Origin of the sequence: Micromonospora sp. NPDC049801 (genome assembly GCF_040656575.1) — a bacterium.
Taxonomy (GTDB): Bacteria; Actinomycetota; Actinomycetes; order Mycobacteriales; family Micromonosporaceae; genus Micromonospora.
The window spans coordinates 380,481-400,598 of the sequence record NZ_JBFAMS010000005.1; the positions used below are offsets into that span (position 1 = coordinate 380,481).

The 20,118-nt window shown below is 72.1% G+C and carries 23 protein-coding genes; 10 read left to right on the plus strand and 13 right to left on the minus strand.

What is annotated here, in order from left to right; genetic code table 11:
* Positions 1 to 3: 3 nt before the first annotated feature.
* Positions 4 to 822 carry a PaaX family transcriptional regulator C-terminal domain-containing protein gene (locus AB0I89_RS12310; protein WP_355049029.1) on the minus strand — a complete coding sequence of 273 codons (819 nt, stop codon included), beginning with the start codon at positions 820 to 822 and terminating at the stop codon, positions 4 to 6.
* Positions 823 to 1,012: 190 nt separating this feature from the next.
* On the opposite strand from AB0I89_RS12310, the gene AB0I89_RS12315 reads away from it, so the two are divergent.
* Positions 1,013 to 1,180, plus strand: coding sequence for a DUF3117 domain-containing protein (locus AB0I89_RS12315; RefSeq protein ID WP_007455245.1), 168 nt, complete (start codon positions 1,013 to 1,015; stop codon positions 1,178 to 1,180).
* Positions 1,181 to 1,326: 146 nt separating this feature from the next.
* On the plus strand, positions 1,327 to 2,802 hold the full coding sequence (locus AB0I89_RS12320; protein ID WP_357124386.1) for a leucyl aminopeptidase family protein: 1,476 nt from the start codon (positions 1,327 to 1,329) through the stop codon (positions 2,800 to 2,802).
* 3 nt (positions 2,803 to 2,805) lie between these two features.
* On the opposite strand, the gene AB0I89_RS12325 is transcribed toward AB0I89_RS12320, so the two are convergent.
* Positions 2,806 to 3,393, minus strand: coding sequence for an O-methyltransferase (locus tag AB0I89_RS12325; RefSeq protein WP_357124389.1), 588 nt, complete (start codon positions 3,391 to 3,393; stop codon positions 2,806 to 2,808).
* 455 nt (positions 3,394 to 3,848) lie between these two features.
* On the opposite strand from AB0I89_RS12325, the gene AB0I89_RS12330 reads away from it, so the two are divergent.
* Positions 3,849 to 5,084, plus strand: coding sequence for a trypsin-like peptidase domain-containing protein (locus tag AB0I89_RS12330; protein WP_357124685.1), 1,236 nt, complete (start codon positions 3,849 to 3,851; stop codon positions 5,082 to 5,084).
* 76 nt (positions 5,085 to 5,160) lie between these two features.
* On the plus strand, positions 5,161 to 5,583 hold the full coding sequence (locus tag AB0I89_RS12335; protein WP_357124392.1) for a preprotein translocase subunit TatB: 423 nt from the start codon (positions 5,161 to 5,163) through the stop codon (positions 5,581 to 5,583).
* 198 nt (positions 5,584 to 5,781) lie between these two features.
* Here the strand turns inward: AB0I89_RS12335 and AB0I89_RS12340 are convergent, their stop codons facing one another.
* The 3 genes from AB0I89_RS12340 to AB0I89_RS12350 all read right to left on the minus strand — a co-directional run bounded on the left by AB0I89_RS12340 (position 5,782) and on the right by AB0I89_RS12350 (position 8,894).
* Entirely contained in the window at positions 5,782 to 6,930 is a 1,149-nt protein-coding gene (locus tag AB0I89_RS12340; protein ID WP_357124395.1) for a P-loop NTPase, read from the minus strand.
* A gap of 76 nt (positions 6,931 to 7,006) precedes the next feature.
* Positions 7,007 to 7,615 carry a DUF1003 domain-containing protein gene (locus AB0I89_RS12345; RefSeq protein WP_357124398.1) on the minus strand — a complete coding sequence of 203 codons (609 nt, stop codon included), beginning with the start codon at positions 7,613 to 7,615 and terminating at the stop codon, positions 7,007 to 7,009.
* Positions 7,608 to 8,894, minus strand: coding sequence for a CBS domain-containing protein (locus tag AB0I89_RS12350; RefSeq protein ID WP_357124402.1), 1,287 nt, complete (start codon positions 8,892 to 8,894; stop codon positions 7,608 to 7,610). Before AB0I89_RS12350 ends, AB0I89_RS12345 begins: the two co-directional genes overlap by 8 nt.
* A 33-nt stretch (positions 8,895 to 8,927) precedes the next feature.
* Between AB0I89_RS12350 and AB0I89_RS12355 the strand changes: the two genes are divergently transcribed.
* Together AB0I89_RS12355 and AB0I89_RS12360 are read left to right on the plus strand one after the other, a co-directional pair.
* Positions 8,928 to 9,803: a PhzF family phenazine biosynthesis protein gene (locus AB0I89_RS12355; protein ID WP_357124405.1), complete on the plus strand. Its 876-nt coding sequence runs from the start codon at positions 8,928 to 8,930 to the stop codon at positions 9,801 to 9,803.
* A gap of 12 nt (positions 9,804 to 9,815) precedes the next feature.
* A complete protein-coding gene (locus AB0I89_RS12360) occupies positions 9,816 to 10,346 on the plus strand; it encodes a hypothetical protein (protein ID WP_357124408.1) in 531 nt (176 codons plus the stop codon).
* Between the two features lie 5 nt (positions 10,347 to 10,351).
* Here AB0I89_RS12360 and AB0I89_RS12365 read toward each other — a convergent pair whose 3' ends face one another.
* Positions 10,352 to 11,047, minus strand: a complete 696-nt coding sequence (locus AB0I89_RS12365) for an HAD family hydrolase (protein WP_357124410.1) — start codon at positions 11,045 to 11,047, stop codon at positions 10,352 to 10,354.
* Between the two features lie 112 nt (positions 11,048 to 11,159).
* Here AB0I89_RS12365 and AB0I89_RS12370 point away from each other — a divergent pair, with 112 nt between their 5' ends.
* Positions 11,160 to 12,119, plus strand: coding sequence for a DMT family transporter (locus AB0I89_RS12370; RefSeq protein WP_357124413.1), 960 nt, complete (start codon positions 11,160 to 11,162; stop codon positions 12,117 to 12,119).
* Between the two features lie 8 nt (positions 12,120 to 12,127).
* Here AB0I89_RS12370 and AB0I89_RS12375 read toward each other — a convergent pair whose 3' ends face one another.
* Together AB0I89_RS12375 and AB0I89_RS12380 are read right to left on the minus strand one after the other, a co-directional pair.
* Positions 12,128 to 12,403, minus strand: coding sequence for a hypothetical protein (locus tag AB0I89_RS12375; protein ID WP_357124416.1), 276 nt, complete (start codon positions 12,401 to 12,403; stop codon positions 12,128 to 12,130).
* Between the two features lie 10 nt (positions 12,404 to 12,413).
* Positions 12,414 to 13,238: an SDR family NAD(P)-dependent oxidoreductase gene (locus AB0I89_RS12380; RefSeq protein ID WP_357124688.1), complete on the minus strand. Its 825-nt coding sequence runs from the start codon at positions 13,236 to 13,238 to the stop codon at positions 12,414 to 12,416.
* Between the two features lie 125 nt (positions 13,239 to 13,363).
* On the opposite strand from AB0I89_RS12380, the gene AB0I89_RS12385 reads away from it, so the two are divergent.
* Positions 13,364 to 14,320 (plus strand): CoA ester lyase, encoded by a 957-nt coding sequence (locus tag AB0I89_RS12385; protein WP_357124419.1) that lies wholly within the window; start codon positions 13,364 to 13,366, stop codon positions 14,318 to 14,320.
* Between the two features lie 77 nt (positions 14,321 to 14,397).
* On the opposite strand, the gene AB0I89_RS12390 is transcribed toward AB0I89_RS12385, so the two are convergent.
* Positions 14,398 to 14,940 (minus strand): DUF4190 domain-containing protein, encoded by a 543-nt coding sequence (locus AB0I89_RS12390; RefSeq protein WP_357124422.1) that lies wholly within the window; start codon positions 14,938 to 14,940, stop codon positions 14,398 to 14,400.
* Positions 14,941 to 15,057: 117 nt separating this feature from the next.
* Here AB0I89_RS12390 and AB0I89_RS12395 point away from each other — a divergent pair, with 117 nt between their 5' ends.
* Entirely contained in the window at positions 15,058 to 15,963 is a 906-nt protein-coding gene (locus tag AB0I89_RS12395) for an SDR family NAD(P)-dependent oxidoreductase (RefSeq protein WP_357124424.1), read from the plus strand.
* On the opposite strand, the gene AB0I89_RS12400 is transcribed toward AB0I89_RS12395, so the two are convergent.
* Entirely contained in the window at positions 15,964 to 16,500 is a 537-nt protein-coding gene (locus AB0I89_RS12400; RefSeq protein WP_357124427.1) for a DUF4190 domain-containing protein, read from the minus strand. It abuts the gene before it with no gap.
* 176 nt (positions 16,501 to 16,676) lie between these two features.
* Between AB0I89_RS12400 and AB0I89_RS12405 the strand changes: the two genes are divergently transcribed.
* Positions 16,677 to 17,873 (plus strand): acyl-CoA dehydrogenase family protein, encoded by a 1,197-nt coding sequence (locus AB0I89_RS12405; RefSeq protein WP_357124430.1) that lies wholly within the window; start codon positions 16,677 to 16,679, stop codon positions 17,871 to 17,873.
* A 103-nt stretch (positions 17,874 to 17,976) separates the two neighbouring features.
* On the opposite strand, the gene AB0I89_RS12410 is transcribed toward AB0I89_RS12405, so the two are convergent.
* From AB0I89_RS12410 to AB0I89_RS12420, 3 genes are all read right to left on the minus strand, one after another.
* A complete protein-coding gene (locus tag AB0I89_RS12410) occupies positions 17,977 to 18,384 on the minus strand; it encodes a CoA-binding protein (RefSeq protein ID WP_357124433.1) in 408 nt (135 codons plus the stop codon).
* Between the two features lie 179 nt (positions 18,385 to 18,563).
* Positions 18,564 to 19,526 carry a DUF2092 domain-containing protein gene (locus AB0I89_RS12415; RefSeq protein WP_357124436.1) on the minus strand — a complete coding sequence of 321 codons (963 nt, stop codon included), beginning with the start codon at positions 19,524 to 19,526 and terminating at the stop codon, positions 18,564 to 18,566.
* Positions 19,523 to 20,113 carry a sigma-70 family RNA polymerase sigma factor gene (locus AB0I89_RS12420; protein ID WP_357124439.1) on the minus strand — a complete coding sequence of 197 codons (591 nt, stop codon included), beginning with the start codon at positions 20,111 to 20,113 and terminating at the stop codon, positions 19,523 to 19,525. Before AB0I89_RS12420 ends, AB0I89_RS12415 begins: the two co-directional genes overlap by 4 nt.
* Between the last annotated feature and the right edge of the window lie 5 nt (positions 20,114 to 20,118).

Consider the following 20,118-nt stretch of genomic DNA (forward strand, 5'->3'; position numbering starts at 1 on the left):
TGTCTAACGACCCTTCTGTCGAACGATGCGGTTGCCGGCGTCGAGGCACTGCTCGACGTACCGGTCGGCGGCTGGACGCAGGCGGGCCGCGTGCCGGTCGAAGAAGCTGGCCGCGGCGGTGCCGGGCCAGCGCTCGGGCAGCAGCGCCGGGGGCAGCTGCGGGTCCCGGAACAGGAAGGTACGCCACGCGTGCACGAGCCGGAACCGGACCGCGTACGCCTCCTCGTCGCTGCTGCGCACGGTGACCGCGCTCAGGAGCGGGCGCTGGTCGGCGACGAACCGCTCGTACGCGCGGCCGATCTCGGCCAGGTCCCACGCGCGACGGACGACGCCCATCGCGCCCGGGGTGCCGGAGAAGTGCGATGCGGTGAACCGTTCGAACCGGATGCCGGCCTCGGCCAGCAGCAGGTCGACGTCCTCGGCGGGGCGGGTCGCGACCCAGGTCTGCTCGTCGAGGGTGCCGTAGCCGAGAAAGCTGAGGGTAGCGGCGAGTCGTTGCCGGTCCCGCCGGGAGCCCGGCGCGTCGAGGACGAGCAGATCGAACCGGCCGTCCCAGGTGACCCGGCCGGTCCGGTAGATCCGGGCCGCCGCCTCGTCGAGTCGTCGGGCGGCTTTTGGTGTGATCGAATATCCCGGTCCGGAGGCCAGCCGGAGCGGGTCGAGCCAGCCTTGACGCACCATCCGGGACACGGCGGTGCGAACGGCGGGCGGCGCGATTCCCAACGGCGCCAGTAGCTTGACCAGGGCGGCGACCGGTGCGCGGCCACCCCTCGGTCGGAGATGGTCGCCGTACAGGTCGAAGAGTGCCGACCGTGCCTGCATGACCGCACATTGTGACAGGCCTTCTCAAGATAAGCTAGATGCTGTTACATCAATGCTGCTCCGGTTTGGGTCCGGCGGTGTTCATCAGGGAAAATCGTCTGTCGACACCCCCGCGAGCGTTGCGGGTGGTCGTGACGAAGTGGCTGTGGGGCAACCCACCGACCCTGGTGTAGGTCTGAGGGGAGACAACATGGCGGCGATGAAGCCGCGGACGGGCGACGGTCCGCTGGAAGTCACCAAGGAGGGTCGGGGCATCGTCATGCGTGTCCCGCTGGAGGGCGGTGGCCGGCTCGTCGTCGAGATGACTCCCGACGAGGCCAACGCGCTCGGTGACGCGTTGAAGGCAGCCGCCGGCTGAGTGAGGGACGACCCGGACGGCGTACGCCGGTCGGAGCGTTTCTTGGACCCTGAGCCACCGGGAGCGCCGGTGGCTCAGGGTCTTCATATCTGTGCGCGGGCATGGCCCGATCCACTTTGTGAAACTTCCTGGAGGTGCGGTTCCGCGTGCTCGCCATCCGTCCGCTCGCCGAGCCCGAACGGCTCGACGTCCTCGTCCTGCCCGTACGCCCCACCGAGCCGGCGGCGGGAGGTGACGTCTCGGCGGAGCCGGCGCCGACCGCGGTGACGCCGCCGGACGGCACCGCCGACGAGGCGGCCGCGCTGGTGCCGGCCGCCCGACTGAGCGGACGGGCCGGCGAGATCAGCACGCAGCTGCGTCCCGGGCGCGACCCCGGTCAGCTGGTGCTGCTCGGTATCGGCGACGGCGGGGAATCCTCCTGGCGGACGGCCGGCGCGGCCCTGGCCCGCTCTGCGTCAGATGAGACGCATATCACTATCGCTCTGCCGGCCGGGGTGACTGCGGCCGCCGTGCGCGGGCTGACCGAGGGGCTGCTGCTCGCCTCGTACCGGTTCCGGCTGACCGACGCCGACGAGCCGCCCGCGCTCGACGGCGTCGACCTGCTGGTCACCGACCCGGCGGCCCACGAGGAAACGGTCGCCACCGCGCGGACCACCGCCGCGATGACCCGTCTCGCGCGCGACCTGACCAACATGCCCTCCTCGGTGAAGACCCCGCAGTGGTTCGCCGACCAGGCGGCCGCCGCCTCCGCCGACCTGCCGGACCTGCGCCTGACGGTCCGTGGTCCGGCCGAGTTGGCCGCCGAGGGCTTCGGCGGGATCCTCGCCGTGGGCGGCGGCTCGGCCAGCGGCCCGCGTCTGCTGGAGATGGACTGGCACCCCGCGAACGCGCGTACCCACGTGGTGCTGATCGGCAAGGGCATCACCTTCGACACCGGCGGCATCTCGATCAAGCCGGTGCCCGCCATGAAGCTGATGCGCAAGGACATGGCCGGCGCGGCGGCGGTCGTCGCCGCCACCCTCGGCGCGGCGGCGTTGCGCCTGCCGGTCCGCGTCACCACCCTGGCCCCGCTCGCCGAGAACATGGTCAGCGGCTCGGCGTTCCGTCCGGGCGACGTCATCCGGCACTACGGCGGGACGACCAGCGAGACGACCAACTCCGACGCCGAGGGCCGACTGGTCCTCGCCGACGCGCTCGCCTACGCGGTGCGGCAGCTCAAGCCCGACCTGCTCGTCGACCTCGCCACCCTCACCGGCGCCAACGCCGTGGCGCTGGGCAAGCGGACCGCCGCCCTCTACAGCGAGAACGACGACCTGGCCGCCGACGTGCTGAACGCGATCGAGGCGGCTGGCGAGGCGGCCTGGCGGATGCCGCTGCACGGCGACTACGTCGAGTACCTGGGCAGCGAGATCGCCGACCTCTACAGCGCGCCCACCCAGGGCGCCGGATCGGTCACGGCGGCGCTCTACCTCCGCGAGTTCACCGGCGACCTGCGGGACCGTTGGCTGCACCTGGACATGTCCGCCCCGTCCTGGGCGGACGGCGACCACGCGGAGTTGAGCCGGGGCGCGACGGGCTGGGGTGTCCGCTCGCTGCTGCGCTGGCTGGCCGCCGTCGACTGACGGTCAGCACTTCACCGCGGCGAGCACCCCGTGGCCGACCGGGAGCAGCGCGGGGATCCAGTGCTCCGACTCCCGCAACGCCTTGATCGTCTCGCGGACCGTCACCGTCCCCGCGTCCCGGGCGGCCGGGTCAGCGATCCGGCCGCCGGCCAGCATCCCGTTGAGCGCGAGCACCCCGCCCGGGCGCAGTAGCCGTAGCGCCGCCTCCACGAAGGCGTGGAACCCGGTGGCCTCGGCATCGACGAAGACGAGGTCGTACGCGCCGTCGGCCAGTCGGGGCAGCACGTCCAACGCGCGGCCGGTGATGATGCGGGTACGGCCGGTGGCGAAGCCCGCCTCGGTGAAGATCCGTCGTGCCATCCGCTGGTGCTCCACCTCCAGGTCGATGGTGGTGAGCACACCGTCGGCACGCATGCCGCGCAGCAGCCAGACGCCGCTCACGCCCGTACCGGTGCCGATCTCCACGACCGCGCGGGCGTTGCCCGCGGCGGCCAGCAGCCGCAACGCCGCCCCCGCTCCGGGTGTGACCGCGTCGAGACCCACCTCGTGGGCCAGGCTGCGGGCGGTGCGGAGCACGAGATCCTCGGTCACGTACGACTCGGCGAACTGCTGAGCCTGGGTCGTCGAACTGCCGGAACCGGCGACCGTGGCGATGGGGCACCTCCGGGCGGCGCGTGGTGCGGGGGGCGGGTTGGCACTGTGAGCGTAGAGGCGACCGGCGCGAGGCGCAGCCGCGCCTCCGTCCTCACCGCGATCACCGGAGGCAACCGCTGACTCCACCGCGCCCATCCGTGCAATCCTGGAAGCGGTATTCCGTCAGTCTCGACCGCGCCGAACCGTGGCCGGGCGAGGCCGCACGGGATCCGGGGGACGGACTGGGAGGCACCGACGTGACCGACGGCTGGGAATGGCGCCGGGACGGTGAGACTCCGGCTCCGGCGCGCCCGCCGGGGGCAGGAGCCCCGCCGGAGGGGCCGCCGGCCACGCCGGGGAGCGGCACCGCGCCCTCGGCCGCCGACACCGCAACCACGGCCGGGGCCCCGACCGTGTCGTACCCGAATCCGCCGCCCCCCACCGCTGGCGCGTCGCCGTGGTGGTCCGACGCGCTCGGCGATCCGTGGCGTGACCCGGCGGCCCCCACCGCGGTCGTGGTGCCTTCGGTGGTGCCTTCCGGCACCGAGCCGGAGCCGGTCACCGACCCGGACGCGCCCGGCCGACCGACGCTGCGACACCTGCTGCTCATCCCGGTGATCACCGCTCTGCTGGCCGGCACCCTCGGCGGCGCGCTGGGCTACGCGTTCGCGGTGCGTGGCGGCGCGGCCGGCACGGTGCTCGGTGCGGCGGCCGCGGATCCACCGGCGTTGGCCCAGCGCAAGCCGGAGTCGCTGGCCGGGGTCGCCGAACGTGTGCTGCCCAGCGTGGTCACCATCCGGGTCAGCAGCCTCGGCGGGACCAGCGAGGGCTCGGGGTTCATCGCCAGCGCCGACGGGCACGTGATCACCAACGACCACGTGGTGGCCGGCAGCAGCGGCAAGGCCTCGGTGGTCTTCAACGACGGCAGCTCCGCTGCGGCGACCGTGGTCGGTCAGGACCCGGAGTCCGACATCGCGGTGATCAAGGTGAACCGGACGGGTCTGCGACCGGTGGAGTTCGGGGATTCCGACGCGCTGGCCGTCGGTGACCCGGTCCTCGCCGTGGGCTCACCCCTGTCGCTGGCCAACACGGTCACCGCCGGCATCGTGAGCGCCCTGGACCGGACGATGCAGGCCGGTGAGCCGGGCGGCCCGGTGCGCTACTACGCGGCGATCCAGACCGACGCCGCCGTCAACCACGGCAACTCGGGGGGCCCGCTCGTCGACGGCGCCGGCCGGGTGGTGGGCGTCAACTCCACCATCAAGTCGCTGGTGGCCGAGGGGCAGGAGGCCGGCAACATCGGTCTCGCCTTCGCCATCCCGATCAACCAGGCCAAGCGGGTCACCCAGGAGATCATCGGCACCGGCAAGGCCCGGCGTACGGTCATCGGCGCCCAGGTCGGCGGCCCGGGCGCGGGTGCGGGCGGCGGCGTACGACTGGCCGCCGTGGAGCCCTCCGGGCCGGCGGCCGGGGCCGGGCTCAAGGTCGGCGACGTGATCCTGAAGCTCGACGGCCGGCCGATGACCGAGCCGACCGACCTGATCGCCCTGGTCCGCAAGTTCGCGCCGGGGTCGGTGGTGACCGTCGAGTTCCGGCGGGGAACCGCACGACGGAACACGTCGGTGACCCTCGCCGCGGATGCCAAGTGAACAGCGGGTCACCCCCTGCCGGAAAGCCGCCCGACGTGCGTAGTCTTGCTGCTGACGCCGAGAGGAGGCCCACGGGATGTTCGAGAACCTGAACATGTGGGAAGTCGGGGCGCTGCTGCTTCTGGCGCTGTTGATCTTCGGTGACCGGTTGCCTGCCGTGATCAACGACGGCCTACGGCTGGTCCGTAACCTGCGGAACATGGCCCGCAACGCCACCGGCGACCTCAGTCGTGAGCTGGGCACCGACATCCAGCTCGAAGACCTGCACCCGAAGGCCTTCATCCGCAAGCACCTCCTCAGCGAGGAGGACGAGGCGGCGATCCGCAAGCCGCTACAGGGCGTCTACGACAACCTGCGCGCGGACGTCGACGGTGTGCACAACGAGCTGAAGGACGTGGCCAACGCCGCGGACCTGCGCTCGAACGGCACGCGACCCGGCACCACCACCGGTACGCCCTCGACGCCGGCGCCCCGGGTCAGCTACGACGACGCGACCTGAGCCCGGTGCCCGCCGGTGCGGGTCCCGTCGCGGCGGGCAGAAGCGCGGCCTTGATCGACTCGGTCTCAAGGAAAGCGGCCGATCAACCGGCGCGGGACAGCCCGACTTCCCGAAACCCGAGTTGATCATGGCGCCCCGCCGGAGGCCGAGCGCTGGCGCGGCATAACCCGCTCAGCGCCCGGCGCGCGGCAGAACCGGTCAGCGCCCGGCGGGCTTGAGGCCGAGCGGCTTGCCGAGCAGCGACTCACGGCGCAGCGCGAGCCGGTCGGCGACGCCGCCGAGCGCCTGCGCGGCCGGGGACTCCGGCGCGGCCAGCACGATCGGGTTACCGGCGTCGCCGGCCTCGCGGACCCGGGTGTCCAGCGGGATCTGGCCCAGCAGCGGCACCTGGGCGCCGATCGTCCGGCTCAGCGACTCGGCGACCGCCGTGCCGCCACCGGCCCCGAAGATCTCCATGCGGGATCCGTCCGGCAGCTCCAGCCAGGACATGTTCTCGATCACGCCGACGACCCGCTGGTGGGTCTGCAGGGCGATCGCCCCGGCCCGCTCCGCCACCTCGGCGGCGGCGGTCTGCGGGGTGGTGACGATCAGGATCTCCGAGTTGGGCAGGAGCTGGGCCAGCGAGATGGCCACGTCGCCGGTGCCCGGCGGCAGGTCGAGCAGGAGCACGTCCAGGTCGCCCCAGTAGACGTCGGCGAGGAACTGCTGCAACGCCCGGTGCAGCATCGGGCCGCGCCACACCACGGCCGCGTTGCCCGAGGTGAACATGCCGATCGAGATCACCTTCACACCGTGCGACTGCGGCGGCATGATCATGTCTTCGACGCGGGTGGGCCGGCCGTCCGCGCCGAGCATGCGGGGCACCGAGTGACCGTAGATGTCGGCGTCCACCACGCCCACGGAGAGCCCCCGGGCGGCGAGCGCCGCCGCCAGGTTGACCGTCACGCTGGACTTGCCGACACCGCCCTTGCCGCTGGCCACCGCGTACACGCGGGTGCGCGAGCCGGGCTGGGCGAACGGGATGACCGGCTCCTCGCTCGCACCGCCGCCGCGCAACTGCGCCTGTAGCGACTGCCGCTGCTCGGGGCTCATCACGCCAAAGTCGATCTCCACGCCGGCCACGCCCGGCACCGCCGCCACGGCGGCGGTGATGTCGGTGCGCAGCTTGTCCTTGAGCGGGCAGCCGGCGACGGTGAGCAGCAGCTCGACCCGGACGACGCCGTCCGCGCCGATCGTGGCGGAGCGGACCATGCCCAGCTCGGTGATGGGCCGGCGGATCTCCGGGTCGTTGACGGTGGCCAGGGCGGCCAGGATCGCGTCCTCGACGGTGCTCACGGGTGCTGACATGCCCGCAATGCTACGTCGCGGGGCATCCCGACCGGCCGCTGGCCGAAGGTGGTGTGAGCCAAACGATGAGCCGTCGTCAGCGCTCGGGCCGGGCGTCGCGGGCGTAGTCGCCGTCCAACTCGTCGCGCGGCTCGTCCAGCCCGGGAAGGTCGGTCGACCGCTGGCTGCCCTTCTCCTGCTGCCGGCGCTCCAGGCGTTGCCGGCGCTGCCCCGCCTCGTCCAGCTCCTCGGCCAGCCGGGTCAGCTCGGAGCGGAGGAAGTCCCGGGTGGCCACCTCGCCGAGCGCGATCCGCAGTGCGGCGATCTCCCGGGCCAGGTACTCGGTGTCCGCCTTCTGCGCCGTGGCCCGCCGCCGGTCCTCCTCCAGGGCCAGCCGGTCCCGGTCGGCCTGCCGGTTCTGGGCCAGCAGGATCAGCGGCGCGGCGTAGCTGGCCTGCAACGACAGCACCAGCGTGAGGAACGTGAAGGTGTACGGGTCGAAGCGCAACCCGGCCGGGGCGAGGGTGTTCCAGCCGAACCAGATCGCGATCACCACCGTCATGACGACGATGAAGTTAGCGGTGCCCATGCCCCGCGCGATCCCCTCCGACCAGCGGCCGAACGCTTCCGCGTCGAACCGGGGGAGGGTGATGCCCCGGGGCTCGCGGGGCTGGTCGAGCCGCTCCGTGCGCCGCTGCTCAGCCACCGTCGCCGTCCGGTACCGCGTCGGTGGTGCCCGGGGCGCTCACGGCGTCCCGGTCACGCCAGTCCCGGGGCAGCGAGTGGTCCAGGACGTCGTCGACCGTGACGGCCCCGACCAGCCGGCTGTTCCGGTCGATCACCGGCATGGCGACCAGGTCGTAGGTGGCCATGCGGCGGGTGATCTCCGGCAGTGGGGTGGTGGGACGCAACGGGTCGATGTCGTTGACCACCACCTTGCCCAACAGGTCGGCCGGCGGTTCGCGCAGCAACGCCTGGAAGTGCACCATGCCCAGGTAGCGGCCGGTCGGCGTGTTCTGCGGGGCCCGGGTCACGAAGACCTGCGCGGCGACCGCGGGGGAGAGCTGCGGCTCACGGATCCGCGCCAGCGCCTCGGCGACGGTGGCGTCCGGCGGCAGGATGACCGGCTCCGAGGTCATCACGCTGCCCGCCGTGCCCGGCGTGTACTTCAAGAGCTGGCGTACCGGGTCCGCCTCGTCCGGCTCCATGAGGTCCAGCAGGACGTCCTGCTCCGGTGGGGGCAGCTCGTTGAGCAGGTCGGCGGCGTCGTCCGGGTCCATCTCCTCCAGCACGTCGGCGGCCCGTTCCCGGTCCAGCGCGGCGAGGATCTCCACCTGGTCGTGCTCCGGTAGCTCGCTGAGCACGTCGGCCAGCCGCTCGTCGTTCAACGCGGCGGCCACCTCGTTGCGTCGGGCGTCCGGCAGGTCCTGCAGGGCGTTGGCGAGGTCGGCGGGGCGCATGTCCTCCAGGACGGCGAGCAGGTTCGCCGTACCCCGGTTGTCGGCGATGCCGCTGAGGCCGCGCACCCGGTCCCACTCGACCTGGTGCAGGTGGCCGCGGCGGCTGAGCCGGCCGGTCTGCTCGCGGACCGCGACCCGGGTCAGCGACCACTCGCCACCCCTGGTGCACTCCATGGCGACGTCCACCACCGCGCCGGGCTGGCCGCCCGGGTCGAGCTGCACGCGCCGGTCCAGCAGCTCCTGGAGCACCAGCAGCTCGTTCGGGCGCTTCTCGAAGCGTCGCAGGTTGAGCGTGCCGGAGCCGAGCACCACCGCGTCCGCGTCGATCGACGTGATGCGGTTGATGGAGAGGAAGATGCGCCGACGCATGGGCATCTCGGCGACCAGACCCACCACCTCGGGGGGACGCGTGGTCGCCCGGAGCCGTCCCACGGCGTCACGGACCCGGCCCACCTGGTCGCCGTTCGGATCGAAGACGGCGACTCCGGCGAGGCGGGCGATGTAGACCCGGGTCGGCGTACTCACGGGCACCAGCCTAAGCGCCTAGTGTTTATCAACATGTCGACCTTGGCCTACGAGATCGTGGACGTCTTCACCGACCGCCCGTTCGCCGGCAATCCGCTGGCCGTGGTGTTCGGCGCGGAGGCGCTGGCCACCGAGCAGATGCAGGCGCTCGCGCTGGAGTTCAACCTCTCCGAGACGGTGTTCGTGCTGCCACCGACGCAGGTCGGCGCCACCTACCGGGCCCGCATCTTCACGCCGGTCGAGGAGTTGCCGTTCGCCGGGCACCCGAGCGTCGGCGCGGCGGTCACCGCGAGCCGGCGGGGGATGTTCGGTGTGGGGCAGATCACCCAGGAGTGCGGGGCCGGCGTGCTGCCGATCGAGGTGACGTCGTCCGGGGCGACGCTCACCGGAGGCGTTCCCACCCTCGGCCCCGAGTTGGACCCGGAGCCGCTGCTGGAGATCGCCGGTCTGGGCGCGGACGACCACGACCCGGCCGGGCCCGCTCCCCGGGTGGCCGGCTGCGGGCTGGAGTTCCCCTACCTGCCGGTCCACCCGGACGCGGTGGCCCGGGCGCGGGTGAACCCGGCGGCGGCGGAACGGTTGGGGGTGGCGCACGTCAGCGTCTTCTCCTGGGACGTCGCCACGCAAACCGCGCACGCTCGGGTCTTCGTGCCGGGGATCGGCGTCCCGGAGGACCCGGCGACCGGTTCGGCGGCCCTCGGGTTGGGCGTCTGGCTGGTGGCCAGCGGGCTACTGCCGGCGGACGGGCTGTCGCACTATTCGGTGCGCCAGGGCGTGGAGATGGGCCGCCCGTCCGCGCTGGGCTGCACGGTGACCGCGGCGAACGGCGTGGCGGTCGGCGCGACCGTCGCCGGCCAGGTGATGCCGGTGGCCCGGGGCGAGATCGCCGTGCCGCCGTTCGTGGGCTGAGCGACGGCGTCGATGCGGGAGGATGCGGGTGTGACGGACGAGGACGCCGCCGGTGGCACGCCGCTGGTGGACGAGGCGATGAAGAAGGCCGCCGTGGCCTGGGTCAGCGTGTCCGGTGGGCCGGCGCTCGCGCTCTGGTGCGCCCCGCTGGAGGGCGCGCTCCTGGTGGTGAGCGGGCCGGGCGAGCAGGCCGCGCCGGGCCTCGCCGATGCGACCGAGGCGCAGGTCAGCCTGCGCGGTGACCACGGGGGGCGGATCGTCACCTGGCCGGCCCGGGTGACCCGGCTGGCACCGGGCACCGAGGCGTGGGACACCGCCGCGCCGCTGGTGGCGGGCAAGCGCCTGAACGCGCCCGGTCCGACCGCCGACCTGGTGGCCCGCTGGGTCGCCGACGGTTGCGCCCTGAACCGCCTCGCTCCGGCCGGCACGCCCCTGGCCGGCACGGAACTGCCGTCCGACGCGCAGACCGAGCCGCCCCGGGAGACCCCGGCGGTCCGCGCCACCCGCAAGCCGTTCCGCCTGCACCGGGTCCGTCGCCGCTGATCGGGTCAACTCGCCGCGATAGCGGCGGCAGTGACCTTGGCGTCCACGAGGTCGAGCACCTCACGCAGGGTGCTGAGCGTGGTGCCGCGCCACTGACGGTCGGCGTTGAAGACCATGTGTTCGGCCAGATCGGGCGCGGCCAGCCGGACCGCGGTCATGCCGGCCTGTTCGGCGCCGGTCAACTCGTGGCTGCCGCCGTCACCCACGTACAGGCAGTCGTCCGGCCTGAGCCCGAGTCGACGGCAGGCGGTCAGGTAGAGCGCGGAATCCGGCTTGCAGCGTCCGACCTGCACGGAGAAGACCCGTACGTCGAGCAGGGGCGCGACGGGGAGGTGCGGCAGGAAGGCCGGCAGTTCGTGCGTACAGTCGCTGATCAGGCCGGTGCGGACGCCGCGCTCGCGCAGCGCCGCCAGCACGGGCACCGCGTCGGCGCGCAGCCGGGTGTCCGCGCGGATCGCGCGAAGCCGGGACACCACCGCCGCCCGCAGGGCACTGTCACTCGGATGTACGCCCGCCTGGGCGCAGACCCACCGCATGGTCGTCTGCGCGTCGCCGAGCCGGCCGGTGGCGCGCTCGTAGTAGGTGCGGTTCAGCACCTCGCTCAACGTCTCGCTGGGACAGCCGAGCAGTTCGGCGGTGCCGAGGTGCGCGGCGCCGCGCTGCACCGAACGGGTCAGCGTGCCGAAGAAGTCGAACAGCACCGCCTGGTAGCCGGCCGTGGGGGAGCGCCTTTGCGGTCGAGGGTCGTCGGCGCGAACGCGCGTGATCGTAACTGAGTGCTGACGTTCCGTGCTGTCCGTGGTCGTGTGAAGATTGCTTCCCGTGTCCCCTCGACCGCCCCTGGACCCGCTGACCACCGCCGCGGTCGCCCTGGCCGTCGTTGCCGTGTCAACGTCCGCGCCGTTGATCGCGTACGCCGCCGCTCCGGCGCTGGCCATCGCCTTCTGGCGCAACCTGCTCGCGGTGGCCGTGCTGAGCCCGTTCGCCCTGGCGCGCCGCCGCGCCGAGTTCCGCGCGTTGACGGGGCGGACCGGCCGGCGCGAGGGACTGTTCTGCGTCCTCTCCGGGGTCGCGCTCGCCGGGCACTTCGCGACCTGGGTGCCGAGCGCCCAGCTCACCTCGGTCGCCGCGGCCACCGCGCTGGGTGCCACCCAGCCGGTCTGGCAGGGGCTGATCGCCCGCGCCCAGGGGCGGCGGCTGCCCACGGTGGTGTGGGTCGGCATCGCGGTGGCGGTGGGCGGCGCGGTGATCGCCACCGGCGCGGACGTGGGCATCTCCGGCCGAGCCGTCGCCGGCGATCTGTTGGCGGTGACCGGTGGCATGTTCGCAGCCGTCTACACCGCCTTCGGTGAACGGGCCCGGGCCAGCATCAGCACCACCACCTACACGACCATCTGCTACGGCATCTGCTCGGCGGTCCTGCTGGTGATCTGCCTGCTGGGCGGGGTCCGTACGGTCGGCTTCGAGGGGCGTACCTGGCTGGCGATCCTGGCCCTGGTGGCGGGCGCCCAACTGCTCGGGCACTCGATGTTCAACTACGCCCTGCACAAGATCTCGGCGACCACGGTGAGCGTGCTGATCCTGCTGGAGGCCCCCGGTGCGGCCCTGCTCGGTTGGGCCTGGCTGCACCAGGTTCCCCGCCCGTACGCGCTGCTGGGGATGGCGTTGCTGCTCGTCGGCGTGGCGGTGGTGGTGCTGGGCGGCGCCCGGGCCGCCCGCCGTGCCACGCCGCTCACCCCGCTGCCCGCCGACGCCGCCCCGCTGGAGAGCTGACGATCGCTTCAGACGTCGTACGCCTCGATGACGCGCGTGGTCGGGGCGGCGTCGCCGAGGTCGGCGCGCAGCGCGGCACGCTCCGGGTCGACGAGGAACGACTCGTATCCGGTGCGGGCCGCGAACGTGATCACGTGCACCTCGCTCCGTCCGTCGGTGCCGCGCAGCCGCCGTTCCAGCCGGCCGTCGTGCCGGTCGAGCAGGGCCAACACGGTGTCCTCGTAGCGTTGCCCGGCGGTCTCGGCCCCGGTGGCGTACTCGACGATCGCGACAAGCGTCAGCATGGCGGCCACGCTACCCATCGATGCCGACGGCCGTGGCGCTGGCTTCCCAGAGCCGGGACGCGAGCTGTGGGTCCGCCGCCTTGCGGTACGGCCGACGCGGCCGGCGGTTGTAGTAGTAGCCGCCGCCGGCGAGCCGGGCCGGATCCTGGTTCGCGAGCCAGAGGAGCGTCTCGGCCCCCTTCTCCGGGCTGCGGAACGGCATGAACCGCATGCCGAAGGCGACCAGCCGACTGTCGTTGGCGAACCGGGTCCGCACCACTCCCGGATGGAAGCTGTACGCGGAGATGCCCGGCCAGCGCCGGGACGCCTCGGCGGCGAACAGGATGTTCGCCTGCTTGCTGGTGCCGTACGCGCCCATCGGGTGGTAGGCGCGCAGCGGCCTGTTGAGGTCGTCCGGATCGAGCGCGCCGAAGCGGTGTGCCCCCGAGGCGGTCACCACCGTCCGGCCCACCCGGTCGGCCAGCAGGTTCGTGAGCAGGAACGGGGCCAGGTGGTTGGCCTGGATCGACAGCTCGAAGCCGTCGACGGTGGTGAGCGGTTGAAGCGCGATGGCCCCGGCGTTGTTGGCCAGCACGTCGATCCGGTCGTACGCGTCGCGCAGCCGCTCGGCCAGTCCGCGTACGTCGTCGAGGACCGCGAAGTCGGCCCGGAACAGCTCCGGGCGCTCGCCGGCTGTCTCCCGTACGCGCTCCGCCGCGGCCTGTAGTCGGGCCGGGTCCCGCCCGACGAGCACCACCTGGTCGCCGCGGCAGGCGAAGGCCACCGCGGCGGCCAATCCGATGCCGGAGCTGGCACCCGTCACCACCACCAGCCGACGCCCAGTGAGATCTTCCACAGGTCCATTCACCGCGGTCATGGCGCGAGGTTACCGTGGCGTCACCACGCCCTTTGGGATCGTTAAGTTTTCCTCGGATTCAGGTGGCGTCGGCGTGCCCGCCGGTCGCTGGAAGGAGCACATCCATGGCCGCAGTCGGTCGTCCCCGCCGGTCGTGCCTGGCCGTACCGGGTTCCAGCGTCAAGATGCTCGGCAAGGCGCAGGGGCTCCCCGCCGACCAGGTCTTCCTCGACCTGGAGGACGCGGTTGCGCCGCTGGCCAAGCCGGAGGCGCGCAAGAACATCGTGGCCGCCCTCAACGACGGCGACTGGGCCGGCAAGACCCGGGTGGTACGGGTCAACGACCTGACCACCCCGTGGACGTACCGGGACGTCATCGAGGTGGTCGAGGGCGCCGGCGCGAACCTCGACTGCATCATGCTGCCGAAGGTGCAGGACGCCGGTCAGGTGCGGTGGCTGGACCTGACGCTCACCCAGATCGAGAAGACGCTCGGCCTCGAGGTCGGCCGGATCGGCATCGAGGCGCAGATCGAGAACGCGGCCGGTCTGGTCAACGTGGACGCCATCGCGGCCGCCTCGCCCCGGGTCGAGACCATCATCTTCGGCCCGGCCGACTTCATGGCCTCGATCAACATGAGGTCGCTGGTGGTCGGCGGGCTGATCCCGGACTATCCGGGCGACCCGTACCACTACATCCTGATGCGCATCCTGATGGCCGCCCGGATGCACGACAAGCAGGCCATCGACGGCCCGTTCCTGCAGATCCGGGACGTCGACGCGTTCCGCGAGGTGGCGAAGCGGTCGGCGGCGCTGGGCTTCGACGGCAAGTGGGTGCTGCACCCGGGCCAGATCGACGCCGCTAACGAGGTCTACCAGCCGGCGCAGGCCGACTACGACCACGCCGAGCTGATTCTCGACGCGTACGAGCACTACACCTCGGAGGCCGGCGGCAGGCTGGGCGCGGTGATGCTGGACGACGAGATGATCGACGAGGCGTCCCGCAAGATGGCGCTGGTGATCGCCGCCAAGGGCCGCGCCGCCGGCATGAGCCGTACCTCGTCGTTCACCCCGCCGGCGGAGTGAGTGGCCGGGTCGGGTCGCCCGCCGCCGGCCGTCGACCCGGTCCCGCATTCGGCGGTACGCCCACCCGCGCGCCCGCCTCAGTAACCGCTGTCGCTGCTCGCGCCCGTCGTGACCGCGAAGATGATCACGGCGACGTACGCGGCGATGCCCAGCACCATCAGCGCGGTGACGATCCAGCCGACGATGATGCCGGCCTTCGCCAACCCCTCGCCGTCCTCGCCGCTGGCCCGAATCTGCTTCTGCGCCACGTGACCGAGGATCGCCCCGATCGGCGCGGTGATGCCGCAGGACGTGAGACCGACCAGGGCCAGCACCAGTGACGCGATGGCCAGACCGTTGGTCTTGCGCGGGGCCGGGTAGCCGTAACCGGGGTACTGCGGCGGGTAGCCCGCCGGCGCGTACCCGGGTGCGGGGTATCCGGGCGGGGCGTAACCGGGCATGGGCTGACCGGGTGCCTGCTGCGCGCCCGCGTACGGGTCGACCGGCGCGTACGGGTCCACGGGACCGGGCTGGGCGGGCACCGGCTGACCGGCCACCAGGGTCGGGTCCGGCGGTGTGCTCGACGGCTGAGCCGACCAGGTGGGGTCGTTCCAGTCGCCGGGGGGCGGGGGATTGGTCATGCGTGATCTCCGTCGGCTCGGCTGCGCCGCCAGAGTAGCCAGCAGTGACCAAACCCGACGCCCCCGCTCCCGGGTGCCGCGTTGCCCGGGCCGGTCGTAACGGGCAGGATCCCTGGCATGTCAACTGACGCGCGTGCCGCGGACCGGTCCGGCAGCCGACCGCGACGGGACGTGAGCCGTCCGGGTGTGGCGCGGCGCGGTCGGGCGGCCACGTCGACCGGCGCGACCGGCGCCGACGAGCCGGTCGCGCTGCCCGATCCGGTGACCATGCGGCTAGACGGCCGGGTCGCCCTGGTGACGGGGGCGGGCAGTCCGGACGGCATCGGGTACGCCACCGCGCGGCGCCTCGCCGACCTGGGGGCGCGGGTCGCCATCGTGTCGACCACCCGGCGCATCCACGAGCGGGCCAGTGAACTGGGCGTGACCGGGTTCGTCGCGGACCTGACCGACGAGTCCGAGGTGGGCGCGCTGGCCGACGCGGTGGCCGAGCAGTTGGGCGACGTCGAGGTTCTGGTCAACAACGCCGGCCTGGCGAGCCGGACCAGTCAGGGAGTGCTGCGGCCGGTCGCGCAGCTGACCTACGACGAGTGGCGCGGCGAGATCGACCGCAACCTGTCCACCGCGTTCCTGTGCAGCCGGGCCTTCATCGGCGGGATGGCCGAGCGGGGCTGGGGGCGGATCGTCAACCTGGCGGCCACCGCCGGCCCGGTCAACGCCCTGCCCACCGAAGCCGCGTACGCCGCCGCCAAGGCCGGTGTCGTCGGTCTGACCCGCGCGCTGGCCATGGAGATGATCGCCGACGGGGTGACCGTGAACGCGGTCGCGCCGGGCACCATCTACACGGCGGCCTCCACGATGGCCGAGATCAAGCAGGGTCTGGGCACCCCGGTCGGACGACCGGGCACCCCGGACGAGGTCGCCGCCGCGATCAGCTTCCTCTGCTCGCCGGCCGCGTCGTACATCACCGGTCAGATGCTCGTGGTGGACGGTGGCAACAGCGTCCGGGAGGCCCGGTTCCGCTGATCAGTAGCCGCGGCTGTCGCCGTTGTTACCGAGGATGACCAGCGCCAGCCAGCCGCAGCAGGCCAGCAGGGTCAGCGCGGTGAACACGTACCCGAGGATCAGGCCCCAGGTCGCGAGCTGGTCGCCCTCCTCGCCGGTGGTGCGGATCTGCCGCTTGGCCAGGTGACCGAGGACGGCGCCGGCCGGGGGGAACACGAAGGCGAACACCAGCGACAGGATCGCCAGCACGTTGGTGCCCCGACCGGGGCCGCCGGGAGGTGGGCCGTACTGGCCGTAGGGGCCCTGCGGCGGGTACGGCGGCTGCTGACCCCAGTGCGCCGGCTGGTGCGGCCCCTGCCGCTCGTACGGCGACGGCTCGTCGGCGGGTGGCCCGTACGGCGAGCGCTCCGGCGGTCCGGAGGACGACTGGTCCGGCGGTGGCGCGTACGGCGACTGGCCGGCCGGCGGTGGCGCGTACGGCGACTGGTCCCGGGATGGCTCGTAGGGTGACGGCGGCGGCTCGTCTCCCGGCGGGCCCGACGGCGGCGGGTAGCTCACGGCTGTCCTCCTCCTGTCGGTGCCGGAAAAGTCCTTCTTGCCGGACGGTACCCGTAGCGGTGAACCTTTTCACAGCGGTTGTGTGGACTGGTCACCTTGGCCTGGCGGGCCGGGCGACCGATACTTACCGAGCGTTCAGTTACCCACGAGTAGTGCGCTGATTCCCGGAGGCCGAGATGGCTCGACTCGCCCAGACGCCCGGCCTCACCGACGTGCAGCAGTCGATCCTGGAGACCGTCCGGGAGTTCGCCGACAAGGAGATCATCCCGCACGCCCAGCGGCTCGAACACGCCGACGAGTACCCCACCGACATCCTCGACGGGATGCGCGAGATGGGGTTGTTCGGTCTCACCATCGACGAGGAGTACGGCGGGCTCGGCGAGTCGCTGCTCACGTACGCCCTCGTGGTGGAGCAGCTCTCCCGGGGCTGGATGTCGATCTCCGGCATCGTCAACACCCACTTCATCGTGGCGTACCTGATCTCCCAGCATGGCTCCGCCGAGCAGAAGGCCCGCCTGCTGCCGAAGATGGCGACGGGCGAGGTGCGCGGTGCGTTCTCGATGTCCGAGCCGGAGACCGGCTCCGACGTCTCGGCGATCAAGTCCAGGGCCGTCCGGGAGGGCGACACCTATGTCCTCAACGGGCAGAAGATGTGGCTGACCAACGGGGCGTACTCATCGGTGGTCGCCACCCTGGTCAAGACCGACACCGGCGCCGACTCGGTGTACGGCAACATGAGTACCTTCCTGCTGGAGAAGGAGCCGGGCTTCGGCGAGACCGCGCCCGGCCTCACCATCCCCGGCCGGATCGAGAAGATGGGCTACAAGGGCGTCGAGACCACCGAGATGGTGCTCGACGGCGTGACCGTGCCCGACTCCGCGATCCTCGGCGGGGCCGACCAGGTGGGCCGCGGCTTCTACCAGATGATGGACGGCATCGAGGTCGGCCGGGTCAACGTCGCCGCCCGCGCCTGCGGCATCTCCATCCGCGCCTTCGAGCTGGCCGTCGGCTACGCCCAGCAGCGCAAGACGTTCGGCCAGCCACTCGCCAAGCACCAGGCCATCGCCTTCAAGCTCGCCGAGATGGGCACGAAGATCGAGGCCGCGCACGCCCTCATGGTCAACGCCGCCCGACTCAAGGACGCCGGACAGCGCAACGACGTCGAGGCCGGAATGGCCAAGCTGCTCGCCTCGGAGTACTGCGCCGAGGTCGTCCAGGAGGCGTTCCGCATCCACGGCGGCTACGGCTACTCCAAGGAGTACGAGATCGAGCGGCTGATGCGCGAGGCCCCGTTCCTGCTGATCGGCGAGGGCACCTCGGAGATCCAGAAGACCATCATCAGCCGAGGCCTGCTGAAGGAATACAAGCTCTAACCCCCACCCTGAATCCCGCGATCTTGCAGTTACTGCGGCGACATGGCGTGCATAACGGGGCAGAACGCCAACCGAAACTGCAAGATCGCGGGGGAAACGCGGGTCAGCGGAGGCGGGTCAGGTTTCCGGCGGCGCGTTCGACGATGAGGCAGCGGTCCTCGACGTAGTCCATGCCGGCTTCCTCGGCAATCTCGCGCGCCTCGGCCGACACGATGCCCAGTTGCAGCCAGACCGCCGGCGCGCCGATCGCCGCCGCGTCCCGCACCACCTGCACGGCGTCCGCGGCCGGCCGGAACACGTCCACCAGGTCGACCGGGTGCGGGATGTCCGCCAGCGACGCGTACGCCCGCTCGCCGAAGAGTTCGTCGACGCTCGGGTTGACCGGGATGATGCGCCAGCCGTACCGCTGCATCTGCAACGGCACGCTGTGCGCGGCCTTCATCGGGTCGCGGGACGCGCCCACGACGGCGATCACGGCGGAGTCGGCGAGGATCTGCTGAGCGGTACGCACCCGCCGACTGTAGCTCCGCCGCCCACCGCACGCGGGCGAGCAACACCTGCGCCGAAAGGCCCGACTGGCCGCCCCCAGCGGCCAGTCGGGCCCGGCCGGCGCTTCGCGCGAAGCGAAGCAGACCGGTTACGACGTGGGTTGCCGTTCCCCGGAACCCAGGGCGCGGCAACCCACGGCGGTCAGTCGGTCGTCGGGCTGGGGGCCTGGTCGGGTCCAGCGGGAAGGGTGAACGGCGAGTCGCCCTTGGTGGCCTTGCTTCCCGCCTTGTCGTAGCCGGCGGGCGGCGTCAGGTCGAAGTGGCTCAGGTTCTGCTCCGAGCGGGGCAGCCATTCGAAGGTGCTGACCTCTGACCTGTCGGTCACCTTGCCGCTCTTGTCGGCGACCGTCTTGTACGGCAGGAACGAGGTCGAGTCCACCCACAGTTCTGCGGTGTAGGCCGCCGTCCCCGCCGTCAACCGCAGGTGCACGGTGTCGCGCCCGTCCACCTTCTCCTGCCCCACGATCTCCAATTTGCCCCGGGCGAGCCAGGTCCGGATGCTCGCCGCGTCGTTCGGCACGAAGACCGTGCCGGTTGCCTTGTCCGGTGAGTCGACGAACTCGAAGTACGTCCGCTCGAGATGGCTGATCTGGGTGCCACGGTATTTGCCGTCGGCGACGACCGTCACCAGCGTGGAGTCCGGTCTGCCGTCGCCCCCGAAGATGTCGACCCGCCGGCGTCCGGTCTGCCGGTCCTCCCAGGAGTCGATCCAGCCACCCCGATAGGCGTCGTGCACCTTCACGACGTAGTCGTCCGCCTTGCCCAGCGCGGCCTGGGTCTGGTTGCTGACATAGGTGACATCGCCCAGCTGCGACGGGTGGGACCCGTCCGTCGAGCTGGCGACGCCGCCCACCTGCCCGGTCCGGTCGGCCGTGCCGAGGGCGACACCGCCGGCTGCGAGACCAGCCAGAGCGAAGGCGGTCGCGGTCGCGATCGCCGGACGACGCAGGAACCAGCGCTTCGCCGTTGGACGCGCGTACCTGGTCCCGTTGAGGATCGCGTGCCGCATCCGGTCGGTCGCGTCCGTTCCAGGGCCGGTCAGGTCCTCGCGAAAGGCGACGAGCAGCTCGACGCCCGCGTTGTCAGATTCCACGTTGTCGTTCATCCGTTTTCCTCATTCGCAGCGGCGGGCGGTGCGTAGTGGGCGGGCATCGCGAGGCGCAGGCGTGCCTTGGCCCGGTGAAGGCGGGAGCGGACGGTGCCCGGTGCCAGGCCGAGCGCGGAGGCCAGCTCCGGATAGTCCAGGCCGGCCCAGATGTGCAGCAGGAGCAGGTCACGTTGGTCGTGTGGCATCGCGGCGAGAGCGCCGGCCAGTGCCCGCGTAGCGGCCTCGGCGTCGAGCCGTTCGTCGGCCCGATCGGCGAAGTTGTGCTGGCCGGAACCGCTGAGTGGATCTCTGCCCGACTTCTCCAGTGCCCGCAGCCACCGCACCTCGGCGCGGTGGTAGTTCCGGAGCAGGTTGCTCAGGATGCCGAACAGCCACGGACGTGCATTGGGCATCGAGGTGTCGTAGCGGTCCCGTCGCGAGAACGCGATCAGGAACGTCTCGGCGACCAGATCCTCGGCGAGCTGCCGCCCGACCCGGCGGGAACTGAAGTTGTACAGCCAACCGCCGTACCGCTCGAACAGCTCCCCGAACAGTTCAGGCGCTCCCGTTACCAACAGCGAGTCGGAGCGCTCGGTCACAGTCATGTCCC